Source organism: Streptomyces sp. NPDC098781, from assembly GCF_044759995.1.
Classification (GTDB): domain Bacteria; phylum Actinomycetota; class Actinomycetes; order Streptomycetales; family Streptomycetaceae; genus Streptomyces.
Window position 1 is genome coordinate 39245 of the sequence record NZ_JBIWAK010000008.1, and the last position, 13648, is coordinate 52892.

At 71.4% G+C, this 13648-nt stretch carries 13 protein-coding genes and 1 pseudogene; 3 read left to right on the forward strand and 11 right to left on the reverse strand.

What is annotated here, in order from left to right; all coding sequences use genetic code 11:
* Positions 1–2: 2 nt before the first annotated feature.
* Together ACIQWG_RS29465 and ACIQWG_RS29470 are read right to left on the reverse strand one after the other, a co-directional pair.
* Positions 3–452, reverse strand: a complete 450-nt coding sequence (locus ACIQWG_RS29465) for a spore-associated protein (RefSeq protein ID WP_404101190.1) — start codon at positions 450–452, stop codon at positions 3–5.
* 73 nt (positions 453–525) lie between these two features.
* Positions 526–1931 (reverse strand): annotated as a pseudogene (locus ACIQWG_RS29470) (MFS transporter).
* A gap of 92 nt (positions 1932–2023) precedes the next feature.
* Between ACIQWG_RS29470 and ACIQWG_RS29475 the strand changes: the two are divergent.
* Positions 2024–2419: a winged helix-turn-helix transcriptional regulator gene (locus ACIQWG_RS29475; RefSeq protein ID WP_404101191.1), complete on the forward strand. Its 396-nt coding sequence runs from the start codon at positions 2024–2026 to the stop codon at positions 2417–2419.
* Between the two features lies 1 nt (position 2420).
* Here the strand turns inward: ACIQWG_RS29475 and ACIQWG_RS29480 are convergent, their stop codons facing one another.
* From ACIQWG_RS29480 to ACIQWG_RS29500, 5 genes are all read right to left on the reverse strand, one after another.
* The gene (locus ACIQWG_RS29480) at positions 2421–2843 is read right to left on the reverse strand and encodes an acyl-CoA thioesterase (RefSeq protein WP_404101192.1); all 423 of its coding nucleotides are present in this window, start codon (positions 2841–2843) and stop codon (positions 2421–2423) included.
* A 51-nt stretch (positions 2844–2894) separates the two neighbouring features.
* Positions 2895–3527: a hypothetical protein gene (locus ACIQWG_RS29485; protein WP_404101193.1), complete on the reverse strand. Its 633-nt coding sequence runs from the start codon at positions 3525–3527 to the stop codon at positions 2895–2897.
* 62 nt (positions 3528–3589) lie between these two features.
* Positions 3590–4189, reverse strand: a complete 600-nt coding sequence (locus tag ACIQWG_RS29490) for a histidine phosphatase family protein (protein WP_404101194.1) — start codon at positions 4187–4189, stop codon at positions 3590–3592.
* A 3-nt stretch (positions 4190–4192) separates the two neighbouring features.
* A complete protein-coding gene (locus ACIQWG_RS29495; RefSeq protein WP_404101195.1) occupies positions 4193–4726 on the reverse strand; it encodes a hypothetical protein in 534 nt (177 codons plus the stop codon).
* A gap of 25 nt (positions 4727–4751) precedes the next feature.
* Complete coding sequence (locus tag ACIQWG_RS29500; protein ID WP_404101196.1) at positions 4752–5963, reverse strand: pyridoxal phosphate-dependent aminotransferase; 1212 nt, start codon at positions 5961–5963, stop codon at positions 4752–4754.
* A gap of 87 nt (positions 5964–6050) precedes the next feature.
* Here ACIQWG_RS29500 and ACIQWG_RS29505 point away from each other — a divergent pair, with 87 nt between their 5' ends.
* Entirely contained in the window at positions 6051–6677 is a 627-nt protein-coding gene (locus tag ACIQWG_RS29505) for a winged helix-turn-helix transcriptional regulator (protein ID WP_404101197.1), read from the forward strand.
* 66 nt (positions 6678–6743) lie between these two features.
* On the opposite strand, the gene ACIQWG_RS29510 is transcribed toward ACIQWG_RS29505, so the two are convergent.
* Genes ACIQWG_RS29510 through ACIQWG_RS29520 form a run of 3 tightly spaced genes read right to left on the reverse strand, consistent with a single transcriptional unit; the run spans position 6744 to position 10384 of the window.
* Complete coding sequence (locus tag ACIQWG_RS29510) at positions 6744–7547, reverse strand: hypothetical protein (RefSeq protein WP_404101198.1); 804 nt, start codon at positions 7545–7547, stop codon at positions 6744–6746.
* On the reverse strand, positions 7547–8815 hold the full coding sequence (locus tag ACIQWG_RS29515; protein WP_404101199.1) for a VWA domain-containing protein: 1269 nt from the start codon (positions 8813–8815) through the stop codon (positions 7547–7549). Before ACIQWG_RS29515 ends, ACIQWG_RS29510 begins: the two co-directional genes overlap by 1 nt.
* Positions 8816–8869: 54 nt before the next feature.
* A complete protein-coding gene (locus ACIQWG_RS29520) occupies positions 8870–10384 on the reverse strand; it encodes an IucA/IucC family protein (protein WP_404101200.1) in 1515 nt (504 codons plus the stop codon).
* 93 nt (positions 10385–10477) lie between these two features.
* Between ACIQWG_RS29520 and ACIQWG_RS29525 the strand changes: the two genes are divergently transcribed.
* Complete coding sequence (locus ACIQWG_RS29525) at positions 10478–11986, forward strand: IucA/IucC family protein (RefSeq protein WP_404101201.1); 1509 nt, start codon at positions 10478–10480, stop codon at positions 11984–11986.
* A gap of 43 nt (positions 11987–12029) precedes the next feature.
* Here the strand turns inward: ACIQWG_RS29525 and ACIQWG_RS29530 are convergent, their stop codons facing one another.
* Positions 12030–13493 carry a catalase gene (locus tag ACIQWG_RS29530; protein WP_404101202.1) on the reverse strand — a complete coding sequence of 488 codons (1464 nt, stop codon included), beginning with the start codon at positions 13491–13493 and terminating at the stop codon, positions 12030–12032.
* Positions 13494–13648 lie beyond the last annotated feature (155 nt).

A 13648-nucleotide genomic window follows, 5' to 3' on the forward strand; every position in this document is an offset into this window, starting at 1 on the left:
GATCAGCGGGTGAAGGTCACCCGGTTCTCCTTGAGGGAACCGCAGTTGGAGCCGGTCACCTGCACGTACACGTTCTTGATGTGCCCACCCCAGTCGACGCAGTGGCCCTTGCCGGTGACGTACGTCGGTCCCGCGTACGACGTGAAGCTGCCGTTGTCCTCGTGGTACTCGTCGGTGTCGGGGACGTAGATCCACGCGGACATGTCCTGGGCGGCGCCCGGGTTCTTGCGGATGGTCACGACGCAGTTCTCGCCGTTGGACGCGTTGTACGTCAGGTAGACGGTGCCCAGCGAGCCGACGGGCGCCGAGTTCACGGTCTTGTAGGCGCTTCCGCAGACCTTCTGCGGGGTGGTGTTGGGCGCCGCGGAGGCGGGCGCGGCCAGGGCGGCCGTGCTCCCCACCATCAGGGCCGCCACCGCGGCGCCGGACAGTACAGAACGGGTGAATCGCATATTTCCCCCTGGTGATCATAGGAGTTGGTTTCTCCTGCATGATGTGACCCACGGGGTATCCGAATGGTTGTGCTCAGTTCTGCCGCGATCGCAGCACGACCGCCGCCAGTATCAGCGCGCCCACCCCGATCAACGCCCCTACCTGGAAAGCAAGTTGATAACCAGCAGCTGTGGCGGCTGTCAGTTCCGTACCGCGCTCGCGCAGGCCACCGACAGCACCGCCAGGCCGAGCGAACCGCCCACCACCTGCGTGGTGTTGAAGAGGCCGGACGCGAGCCCCGCGTCCTCCTCGCGGGCTCCCGACATCGCTAGCCCGGTCAGGGCGGGCATCGCGGCGGCGAAACCGGTGGCGAGCAGGAGCAGGGGCGGGAGCACGTCCGTGACGTAGGAGCCGTCGACGGGGGCGCGGCTGAGCAGTGCCATGCCGGCGACGATGAGCACCAGCCCGGCCAGCAGCACCCGGTACGCGCCGAACCGGCCGACGGTACGGGCCGACAGGCCCAGCATCAGCACGCCGATGGCGATCGGCGCCGGCAGGAACGCCGTGCCGGTCAGCAACTCGCCGTAGCCGAGGACGCGTTGCAGATAGAGGGCGCCGATGAACTGGAAGCCGTACATCGTCGCGATCATCAGGATCTGCACGGCGTTCGCACCGCTCAACAGCCGGGAGTTGAACAGGCGCAGCCGCAGCAGGGGACGTGCCGCCCGTGCCTGGCGGAGCGTGAACGCCGCGAACAGGGCCGGCACGAGGGCGGCGAGCAGCAGGGTGGCGGTGAGTTCGCGCTCGCCGGCGCCGACGATGACGTACACCGTGAGCATGAGGGCGCCGGTGACCAGCGCCGCGCCCGGGTAGTCGGCGCCCCTGCCGAGGCCGGCGCCGCGGTCCGGTCGCAGGATCCGCACGGCCGCGAGCAGGGACACGATCCCGATCGGCAGGTTGATCAGGAAGATCCAGTGCCAGTTCAGGGCCTCGGTCAGCGCCCCGCCGAGAAACGTGCCGAGCGCCCCGCCCGCCGCGCCGACCGCGCTGAACACCGCGATGGCGCGGGCCTGTTCGCGCGGCTCGGGGAAGAGCGCGACCAGCATGCCGAGCACCACGGCCGAGGTCATCGCCCCGCCCACGCCCTGCACGGCGCGCGCCGCGATCAGCATGCCAGGCCCGGTCGCCACCCCGCACAGCACGGAGGCCGCGGTGAACACGGCGAGCCCCGCCGTGAACATCCGCTTGCGGCCGATGAGGTCGCCGAGCCGGCCCGCCAGCAACAGCAGCCCGCCGAACGGGATCAGATAGGCGTTGACGACCCAGGCCAGCCCCGGCCCCGAGAAGCCGAGGTCGCTCTGGACGGCGGGCATGGCGACCGTGACGATGTTGCCGTCCAGGATCGTCATCAGTGTCCCCGCGCACAGCACGACGAGGGACGCCCAGCGGGAGTAGGTTCGGTGTGGTGCCGGCGTCGGGGACTCGACGATGGCCGTCATGGCGGTCCTGCCTCCGGATGCTCCGTGGTGCACGACTTGTAACGGAGTACATCGTGAGTGACCATGGAGGGGCGGCGTAAGGAGGCAGTCCGATGTCCCCGAGGAACACCGGTGTTACCGTCCAGGCAGTGAACGCCGAGGCGTGCCCGGTCCGCGAGGTTCTTGACAGGGTCTCCGGAAAATGGAGCGTACAGATCCTGGTCGCGGCCGCTCACGGACCCATCCGCTTCACCGAGCTGGAGCGCGGGATCGAGGGCATCAGCCGCCGGATGCTCACGCTGACCCTGCGCAATCTGGAGCGCGACGGCCTGGTCACACGGACCGTCCATCCGACGGTGCCGCCAAAGGTGGAGTACGAACTGACGCCCGTGGCGCGGGAGTTGTACGAGACCCTGCGACGCCTGACCGACTGGGCCGAGCGCAACAGGGTCTACATCGCCGACTCGCGTGCGGCCTACGACGAGGAGCACGCACCGGAACCGGGGTGACTCACAGCCCGAACAGGCTCGGGTCCGACGCCAGCTCCTTGAAGATCTCGTCGGGACGGGCCACCAGCTTGCGCTCCGCGAGGTCCAGGAGACCGCCGACCGCCGTGAGCTCGGCGGCCACCGTGCCGTCCGCCTTGCGCACGATCTGCTCGATACGGAAGGTCTTGCCGTCCGACCACTCGAAGACGCACGTCACATCGACCTCGTCACCGGCGAGGAGCTCCCGCTTGTAGCGGATCGTCGTCTCCAGGGCGACCGGGCCGACGCCCTTGCCTATGAGGTTCCGCTGGCCGATGCCCGCGGCCTGGAGCAACGACCAGCGGGCGTGCTCCGCGTAGTTGAGGTACACGCTCTGGTTGACGTGCCCCTGCACGTCCGTCTCATAGCCGCGGACGGTGACCCGGACGGAATACGGCTCGCTCACTTCTTCCCCTTCTGACATTCGATGCGCTGTGCACCGATCTTGGCACGCCCATCAGGTCCGGCGCGGGGACGCCAGCAGATAGCGCGCTCTGGTACGGGGCTCGGTGTACTCGCCGACCTGCCAGCCCGCCTCTTCCAGTGTGGCCGCGCAGGCCCGCAGCCGCTCCCCGTCCGGCTCCCGCACGGCGACCGCGTCGGGCTGCGGGGTCGCCCGCACCCGGTACCCCGCCTCGGAGTCCGGCCCGGCCGGAGGGTGCCCGGCGGCCTCCAGCGCGAGCGCGGCGGCCTGCACGAGATGCGCGCGCTCCCACCCGCACGGCCGGTCCGTCGCCCCGTCCGGGTTGGTCATCCGGCGCAGCTCCAGCATCCCCTGCCAGGCCCCACGCACCTCACGCAGCCGCGCGGGCCCCGGCCTCGGGGGGTGCTCCTCCCCGCCGATCCGCGCGGCGAAGACACCGCGAGCCGCCTCGGTAGGCTCGGACTCCGCGGTTGCGGTCGGCTCGCCCTCCCGTATCCGATGCCCCGCGGGCGTCAGAAAGTGATCGTGCGGCGGCCGCGGATGCCGGAAGGCGAGCCCACGCTTCACCAGCGCCGCGAGCTGTGCCTCCGTGCCCCTGAGCCGCCCGGTGTCGGGATCGGCGGCGTCGATGACACGCCGCTGGGCGGTGGTCGGCGGGCGTGTCATGGCGTACTCCTCCCCGGTGAACTGCTTCCGGGACGCCCCGCTACGGACGACCCATGGGAAGGCTACGACCCGGGTCTGACATTCCAGCCGGCGATGACCGGCCGGCCGTGCTCGGTGCCCAGTCGGCACACCGTTCCCGTCGCCAGTTGGAACAGTGCCCCGTCGGCCGGCGGCAGGCCGAGGCGCCGGGCCGTGAGCACCCGCAGGAAGTGTCCGTGGGCCACGAGCACCACGCAGCCCTCGTTGTTGGCGAAGGCCGCGTCCACCTTGGCCAGCATCCGGTCGGCGCGCTCCCCGACCTGCTCCGGGCTCTCCCCGGGGTGGTCGGGCGGCCCCGGCGCCACCCCGTCCGTGAACAGGAACCACCCCGGCCGCTCGTGCTGGATCTCGACGGTCGTGATGCCCTCGTAGCCGCCGTAGTCCCACTCCCGCAGATCGGTGTCGACCCGCACGTCGTGCAGCCCGATCAGCTCGGCGGTCTCCCGTGCCCGCTGCGACGGGCTGACGAACGCGGCCCCGATCCGATGCGACCGGATCAGCGGTACCAGCCGCCGCGCCTCCTCCCGCCCGCGCTCGGTGAGCGGAACATCCGTCCATCCCGTGTGCCGTCCGGACCGGGACCACTCGGTCTCACCGTGCCGGACGAGAAAGAGATCAGCCATGTGTCACAGGCTAAGAGCCCAGCGTTCCAACTCCGCGAAGTCACGCTCCCGCAGTCCCCTGCGCGCGTCGACCGGCAGCAGCAGCGCCGCGCCTTCGTGGTGGGCCGCCACATGGCGTACGTCGAGGCCGGTGATCATGTCGTCGACCCAGACGAACGGCCGTCCCGCCGCCCACGCGACCACGTGCCGGGTCTTCCAGTACAGCCCCTCGGGGTCCCGCTCGAAGAGGGCGGGCCACTCGATCACCGGCAGATCGGCGGGCAGCCCGATCACCGGCGCGATCATCTCGTTGGCCTGGTGCTGCCAGGTGGTGGCCCACGCCAGCTCGTAGGGCAGTGCCAGCAGCCGCGCCCCGTGCCCGGGATGCAGCCGCACCCGCAGCCCGCGACGCAGCCGCCGGGACCCCGGTGCCTGCCGGGCCGACCAGTTCGCGGGGTGCAGCCGCCGGGTGACATAGCCGCGGTGGCGCAGGAACGGGGCGCGGAACGGGTTGAGGGGGCCGTCCACGTCGAGGAGCAGCAGGGGGCGGGTGCTCATGGAAGGGTCCTACCCACCGGAGCGGTCACTCCTGCCGGTATCCGCTCAGGAACCGCCCGATCCGCCCGATCGCCGCCTCCAGGTCCTCCGCGTACGGCAGGGTCAGAATCCGGAAGTGGTCGGGGCTCGGCCAGTTGAAGCCGGTGCCCTGGACCACCTGGATCTTCTCCCGCAGGAGCAGGTCGAGGACGAACTTCTCGTCGTCGTGGATCTTGTGCACCTTGGGGTCGATGCGCGGGAACGCGTACAGCGCGCCCTTGGGCTTCACACACGACACGCCGGGGATCTCGTTGAGCTTCTGCCAGGCCACGTCGCGCTGTTCGCGCAGGCGTCCGCCGGGCGTGGTCAGCTCGCGGATCGACTGCCGGCCGCCGAGCGCGGCCTGGATGGCGTACTGGGCGGGCGCGTTGGCGCACAGCCGCATGGAGGCCAGCATCGTCAGGCCCTCCAGGTAGTTCTTCGCGTGCTGCTTCGGACCGGTGACCACCAGCCAGCCGGAGCGGAAGCCCGCCACCCGGTACGTCTTCGACAGGCCGCAGAAGGTGAGCACCACCAGGTCGGGGGCGAGGGCGGCGGCCGAGTGGTGCACGGCGTCGTCGTAGAGGATCTGGTCGTAGATCTCGTCGGCGAAGACCATCAGGCCGTGCCGGCGGGCGAGGTCGAGGATGCCCTCGACGATCTCCTTGGGGTAGACCGCGCCGGTGGGGTTGTTCGGGTTGATGATGACCACGGCCTTGGTGCGGTCCGTGATCTTCGACGCCATGTCGTCCAGGTCCGGGTACCAGTCGGACTGCTCGTCGCAGAGGTAGTGCACCGCCTTGCCGCCGGCGAGGGTGGTCACCGCGGTCCACAGCGGGAAGTCCGGGGCGGGGATGAGGATCTCGTCGCCGTCCTCGATCAGTGCCTGTACGGCCATCGAGACCAGCTCGGACACGCCGTTGCCCAGGAAGACGTCGTCGACGCCGACCTCCAGACCGAGCGTCTGGTAGCGCTGGGCGACGGCCCGGCGGGCGGACAGGACACCGCGGGAGTCGGTGTAGCCGTGTGCCTGGGGGAGCATCCGGATCATGTCCTGGAGGATCTCCTCCGGCGCCTCGAAGCCGAAGAGCGCGGGGTTGCCGGTGTTCAGGCGGAGCACGCTGTGGCCCGCCTTCTCCAGTGCGTCGGCGTGCTCGATCACCGGGCCGCGGATCTCGTAGCAGACCTCGCTGAGCTTGTTCGACTGCCGGAACTCCATGCGCGCTCGCCCCTCCGGTTTCGTGTGTTGCTTGGTTTTACCAAGTTCGAGCTTGGAAAGTCCAACAACATGTCTAGACTGCGTCGCATGTCACCTCGCCGAAGCTACGACCAGTACTGTTCCGCCGCCCGCGCGCTCGACGTCGTCGGCGACCGCTGGACCCTGCTGATCGTCCGGGAGTTGCTGGCCGGCCCGCGGCGCTACACCGACCTGCACGCCGACCTGCCCGGCGTCAGCACGGACGTACTGGCGTCACGGCTGAAGGACATGGAGCGGGACGGGATCAGCACACGGCGCAAGCTGCCGCCGCCCGGCGCGGCGTTCGTCTACGAACTCACCTCGCGCGGACGGCAGTTGCTGCCCGTGTTGCAGGCGCTGGTCGAGTGGGGCGAGGCCGAGCTGGGGGAGCGGCGCCCCACCGACGCCGTGCGCGCGCACTGGTTCGCGCTGCCGCTGCTGCGGCAGCTGGACGGGGAGGGACTCGTCGAAGTCCGGCTGGTGGAGGGGGATTTCCATCTCCACCTCGGTGCCGAGGACGGGCCGGTCTACGGCGACGGTGCCGCGCCGACGGAGCCCGACGCGCGGCTGGTACTGGACTCCGGGACGTGCGAGGCGGTCGCGCGGGGGGAGTCGAGCGTGGCGGAGGCCGTCCGGGACGGTCGTATCGAGGTGAGCGGCGACGGGACCCTGGCCAAGGCGCTGCTCGACGTGTGAGTGGAGCGAGCGATGCCCGCCGTACGCGATCGTACGGCGGGCATCGCTCGCTGGACTGACGAGGCGTCAGGCGCCCGGCGGCACCCGCACCGGCCGTCCCGCGCCACGGGTCAGCGCGTAACCGCCGATCCCCGCGAGCGCGGCCAGCACCCCGCCGATCGCCGTCCACACCCACCGGTCGGACCACCAGCCGGACGCCCAGCCGTCGCTGGGTTCGAGGCTCGCGAGCAGCGCCTCCTTGGTGGACTCCTCCTCACCGCCCTGGGAGATGACTCCGGCGCCCGGCACCAGCGGCCGGGCCAGCGAGCCGTCCACCGCCGCCGAACCGCCGATGTCCTTGGAGTCGACCCGGACCTCGGCGCCGACCGGCAGACCGAGGTCGGAGGTGGGCACGTCGACAGCCGTCAGCCGGATGTAGTACGTCCCCGGCAGCGGGTCGTCGGCCCACTGCTCCGACCAGGCGCGGACCGTGCGCAGGACGCAGGTCAGCTCCACCGAGGCCGTGTTCGCCGCCGCGGTGCGCGTCTGGGCCCCGTACTGGCAGGCCTGGCGGCGCCGCAGACCGTCGTACACGTCGATCTGCCAGGTCTCGGCGGCGTGCGTGTCGGGCAGCTTCACCGTCGCCTTCACGGTGGGGCGTCGGCCGGCGTCCGCCGGGAACGACCAGTACAGGTAGTCGCCGGTGGAGGCGCTCGCCGTGGCCGTCTGCCCCTGCTCGACCTCCGTCGCCGTACGGAAGGACGTACCCGCCAGGGTCGGCGCGCCGCCCTCCTCCGACGCGCTCGGCGACGGGGAGGAGTCGGCCGCCGCGGGACCCGCGGCCAGCCCCAGCGCCAGCAGGGCGCCGCTCACCACACGTGTGATCCGCATCAGTTGGTCCTCCAGACCGCGAGCCGCCAGCGCGACAGCCAGCCCCAGACGAGACCGGCGAGGAAGCCGGTGAGGATCAGCGCGCCGAGCAGCCACCAGCCGCGCCCGAGACCGAAGGAGGCCACGTCGCTCGACTGCGACGCACCGTCCACGACGTCGATCGTCAGTTCCAGCGGCAGACCGGGCGTGGTCTGCACACCGGAGCCCGCCGAGAAGGAGTGGGTGATCTGGAGGCACACGGCCTCGGCGGGCGCGGTGTCCTCGTCGTCGTCCGCCTCGGCCTTCGGGTAGCGCACGCCGGTCGACACGACGTCCGTACGGCCGTTGCCCGCCGCCTCGCCGCGCACGATCTCCCGGCCGCGCTCGGTCACCGCCCGCAGCAACACCCCGTAGGAGGGGTTCACCGCACGGTCGGCCGACACGCTCACGGACGCACGCAGCTCCTGGCCGGGCTCGACGTTCACCCGGTACCAGCGCTGCTGCCCGAACTCCTCGCGGTCGGTGTACAGGCCGGACTTCAGCGTGGGCGCCTTCGCACACTGGTCCGCGCCGGTCGTCGCGACCGGAGTCACCACCGGGTCGGCCGCCCGGTCCACCAACTGGTTGACCTTGTCGGTGAGTTCGTCGGTGTGCTCGACCGAGGTGAAGGTGCCGCCGGTCGCCTCGGCGATGCAGCTGAGCTGCTGGCGCAGCTTGGTGTTCGGGACCAGTCCGAGCGTGTCGATGGTCAGGCCGATGCCCTTGGCGGCGATCTCCCGGGCGACCTCGCACGGGTCGAGCGGGGCGCAGGTGTCCTCGCCGTCGCTGATCAGCACGATGCGCTTGGAGCCCTCGCCGCCGTCCAGGTCGTCGGCCGCCTTGAGCAGGGCGGGGCCGATCGGCGTCCAGCCGGTGGGCGCCAGGGTCGCCACCGCGGCCTTGGCCTCGGTGCGGTCCAGTGGGCCGACCGGGTAGAGCTGCGCGGTGTCCTTGCAGCCCGTCTTGCGGTCGTCGCCCGGGTAGTTGGCGCCGAGTGTGCGGATGCCGAGCTGGACCTCCTCGGGAGTCGCGTCGAGCACCTCGTTGAAGGCCTGCTTCGCGGCGGCCATCCGGGACTGGCCGTCGATGTCCCTGGCCCGCATCGAGCCGCTCACGTCGAGGACGAGATCGACCTTGGGCGCCATCGCGCTGGTCTCATCGGCAACCGCCCCGGCCGGGAACGCCATCCCGGCCGCGAGCGCGGCGAGCAGGGCGCAAACCCCGGTCGCCAGCCGTGTTCTTGTGATCATCGGCGGATCTTATTGATCAGAGGTGTCCGGCTTCAAACGAGGTCGGAACGGGGGTCAGAACACCTCACCGACCAGCGGATTGGGCAGTTCCGCCCACTGGTCCCCGGGCGTCCCGGGCGACAGCCGCATCAGGGTCAGCGCCTTCGTGGGCAGCGCCCGATCACCCAGAGCGGCCAGATCCACGGTCCCCGGCAGATCCCGTACGACCGCCTCCAGCGCCCCGCGCAACGCCGGGCCGGAACCCACCGTCCCCGCGAGCGCCCCGGCCACCAGGGATCCGAGCAGCTTGCGGCGCAGGGCCGGCACGTCGTCCGTGACGATCCGGCCGGCCAGCTCGGGAACGGGGATGCCGTGCCGGGCCAGCCGCGCCGGACTGACCCGGATGTCGGCGAGGTCCCGGTAGACCAGCCGCACCGGGGAGCCGTCCGGCCCCACCACCACGAGCAGGTTCTGGCCGTGCGCCTCCAGCGCCACCCCCAGCTCCAGCAGCCGCAGCCCCACGGTGAGGGCGAGCCGGGTGAACTCGGCCTGCCACTTCGGGGACCGGGGCAACCCGGTGGTGACGAGTGCGGCGACCGGCACCACCCGCTCACCGGGACCCGCGTACACCTGCGGCGACTCCCGCACCACCGCCGCCAGATCGGGCGAGTCGGCCGTCGCCGCCCCCAGCGTGCGGGTGACGTGCAGCAGCCCGTCCATGCGGGCCGCCAGCGCCTCCGCGAAGTCGGACAGCGTGGCCGACAGCCCGACGGAGTACACCGAGATGTCCCGCACCGAGGAGGTCAGCCGGGCACTCAACGCGGTCTTGACGTGCGGTCCTCCGGGGACGGCGAGCGTGCGCAGGGACATCAGCGGATGCGCGGCGATCCCCTCGTCGTAGGGGTCGCGGGGCCGCTTGAGCACATGCTCGGCCTGCCACGGATGCACCGGGATCAGCAGCCGGTCCCCGTCCCGCATCCCCTGCGGCCACTCGCCCGTCACCAGGCACTCCCGCGCCCGCACCGGCACCCGCGCCAACGTCACCACCGGCCGGTGCTCGGGCCCGTACGCCAGCTGCTCGGGCACCGAGAAGCCGGGCCGGGAACGGCAGTTGGGGTGGAACGGATGCCCGTCCACGACTCGCTGCTCCCACTCCCAGTCGCGCTCCGGCGCCTCCTGCGAGTGACCTTCCTGACCGGCCCGCGACAGGGCCAACGAGGCCACGCTGTGCCCGAGTTCGGTGGCGAGCGACGCCCCGTGCGGTACGGAGAGGCCGGTCAGCAGCCGGGCCGGATCGTCGTACGAGGTGCCGTCGAGCCGAACGGCGGTGACGTAGGCGGCGGTCGCGTACGGGTCGGCATGCGGGCCGTGCAGCCGGCGACCGTCCGCAAGGCGCAGGGTGAGGCCCTCCCGTCCGCGTTCGCGCCGGTCCACCCACGGCAGCGGCTCGTACGCCAGGGCACGCCACAGCCGGGTCAGCACGGCCGCGCGGGCCCCGGGCAACTCGGCCGAGTACCGCGAGACGAGTTCGGGGCGCACATCGGCCAGTTCGGCCGCTACCTCGGTCTCGGCGCTGGGGGGACGATGCACGGGCAGGCTCCTCGGGTACGAGTAGGGCGTCGGGCAGGCGCCGACCACAGACATACTGATCGTCTTCCCGCCTGAACGGACCGTAGAGAACGAGTGGATCGCGTGCACCTCAACCCTCCGCCCGCCGCCGATGTCGCGGAACGCGCCGACGCCCACTCCGTCGCGCCCCTGCTCAACTGCCTGTTGCGCGAGATCGCCGAACCGCACCGGCCCCCGGAGGGCGAGCGGCGGGTGTACCGGCTGCGCGGCTCGGGCCGTCTGCTGCGCGTCCTCGGCGAGCGGCGGCCCGCCGAGCCCGAGGTGCGCAGGGACGGCGCCTGGCAGCGCATCGGGCATGCCGAACTCGTCAAACTCGTCGCCGACGAGCTGCGTCGGCACACCGGCTCGCCCAACCACGAGCTGCCCGCCGAGATCCTCGACAGCCGGGACGCGCTGGCCGCCCTGCTCACGGCACGCGCGCGTGCGACGCCGCCGGACGACCCCTATCTGCGCTCCGAGCAGTCCCTGCTCACCGGCCACCCCTATCACCCCGCTCCCAAGGCGCGCGGCGGCGGCCCGGTCGCGACCTGGCTGCCGTACGCCCCCGAGGCACACGCCCGCTTCCCGCTGACGCTGCTCGGCCTGCGCGAGGACGCCGTCGTCGAGGAGGGCGACACCTCCGCCCTGGACGCCCTCGGCGAGGCCCCGCCCGGCTACCGGCTGCTGCCCGCGCACCCCTGGCAGCTGGACCTGGTCGGTCCGGCGCTCGCGGACGCCTTCGCCGACGGCAGGCTGCTGCGGCTCGGCACCACGGACTTCGACGCCTGGCCGACGGCGGCGATCCGCACCCTGTACGCCCCCGCACGTGACCTGTTCCTCAAGTTCAGCCTGGATGTGCGCATCACCAATGACATCCGCCGGCTGTGGCGTCACGACCTGCTGAAACTGCGCCGTACGGACTCGCTCACGGCCACCGCCCTCGCCGCGCTCGACGGGCCGGCCGCCTGGCTCGCCGACCGCGGCTACCGCACCGCCGACTTCGCCTTCGAGGAACTGGCCGTCCTGGTCCGCGACGGACTGCGGGACAGCGTGCTGCCCGGAGCGACGCCGCTGCTCGCCGCCGGGCTGGTCGAGGGCTTCGAGGGAAGCCCGCTGCACGGCGCCCGGGACCCGGCGGCATGGTGGCGGGCGTACCTCGCCCAGGTCGTCCCGCCGGCCCTCGCCGCCTTCGCCGACCACGGCGTCGTACTCGAAGCGCACCTTCAGAACGTGCTGGTCGCCGTGGACACCGACGGCCTGCCCGTGCAGGCGCTGTTCCGGGACGCCGAGGGGGTCAAGCTGCTCCCGGACGTGTCCCGGGCGGCCGGCTGGGAGCGGCTGGTGTACTGCCTGGTCGTCAACCACCTCGTGGAGATCGCCGGCGCCCTCGCGGAACACCACCCGGGTCTGGACCCGTGGCCGGCCGTGCGCCGCGAGCTGGCCCGCCACGGCCTTCCCGAGATCCCGGCGCTGCTGGCGTCGCCGACCCTTCCCGGCAAGACCAATCTGCTGCTGCGCTGGACGGGCGCGGACGGCGCGGACGCCCGCTATCTGCCGCTGCCCAATCCATTGCTGCGCGCGTGACGCCGGCGGCCGCCTTCGCCGCCGGCGTCACGCGGCGGCGGCCTCACCCGCCGTTGACCTGGGCGGCGACCCGGTCGCCGATGTTCTTGTCGATGTTCCGCCAGTACTGGATGGCCCGGTCGACGACGGGCCGGCTCACACCCTGGAGGAGGTGGCCGCTGACGTTGGAGACCAGCCGGTCCCGCGCCGCGTCGTCCAGGACCTCGCGGACCATCGTCCCGGCCTGGCCCCAGTCGTCGTCCTCGGCATGCCGCTTGGTCGCCTCGCGGACCAGCTCACCGGCGGTGTGCCAGCTCGCGGGGTCGCCGAAGCGGCCGAAGTCGGCGTCCGGTCCGCCGTAGGAGTTCGGCGCGTACGGCATCGCCGCCCTGGAGGGGGCGTACCGCATGGGGCCGTCCTTGGCGTAGGAGTTCACCGGCGCGTGCGGCCGGTTCGGCGGGAGCTGGGCGTAGTTCGGGCCGATCCGGTACCGGTGGGTGTCCGGGTAGGAGAACAGCCGGCCCAGCAGCATCTTGTCCGGTGACGGGCCGATGCCGGGCACCATGTTGGAGGGCTCGAACGCGGCCTGCTCGATGTGGACGAAGTAGTCCTCGGGGTTGGTGTCGAGGACCATCCGGCCGACGTCGATCAGCGGGTAGTCGCCGTGCGGCCACACCTTGGTGAGGTCGAACGGGTTGAACCGGTAGTCCGCGGCGTCCTCGAACGGCATGATCTGGACCTTCAGGGTCCAGCTCGGCGCGTTCCCGGACTCGATCGCGTCGAACAGGTCACGGCGGTGCTTGTCCGCGTCCGCCCCGGCCAGCTCGTCGGCCTCCTCCTGGGTGAGGAAGTCGATGCCCTGGTCGGTCTTGAAGTGGTACTTCACCCAGAACCGCTCGCCGCCGCCGTTGATCCACATGTAGGTGTGCGACGAGTAGCCGTTCATATGGCGGTAGGTCTTCGGGATACCCCGGTCGCCCATCAGCCACGTCACCTGGTGCGCGGACTCGGGGGACAGGGTCCAGAAGTCCCACTGCATGTCGTTGCTGCGCAGCCCGGTCATCGGGTGGCGCTTCTGGGAGCGGATGAAGTCCTGGAACTTGATCGTGTCGCGCACGAAGAAGATCGGTGTGTTGTTGCCGACCAGGTCGTAGTTGCCCTGTTCGGTGTAGAACTTCAGGGCGAACCCGCGCGGGTCGCGCCAGGTGTCCGGTGAGCCCTGCTCACCGGCGACGGTCGAGAACCGGGCCAGCATCTGGGTGCGCTTGCCCGGCTGGAACAGGTCAGCCTTGGTGAACTGGCTGACGTCGTTGGTCACTTCGAAGAACCCGTACGCTCCGCTGCCTTTGGCGTGCACGACGCGTTCGGGGACCCGTTCCCGGTTGAACTGGGCCATCTTCTCGATCAGGTAGTGGTCCTGGAGCAGAATGGGACCGTCCGCACCCACGGTGAGCGAGTGCTCGTCGCTCTCCACCGGGATGCCGGAGTTGTTGGTGGTGTACGGGGCCGTCTGGGGCTCCTGAGTCATGAGCGTCCTCCGTCCTGAGCCGATTCCAGGTCGCTTCGCCCACCCCAGCAAGTCAAACCCGCTGGCGCGACATCGGCAACTTCTGGACTTTGTCCAAAACGAGCTTCGTTCCGGGGGTCCTGGACGCGTACCCCGATGACGCCGACCGACTCAGC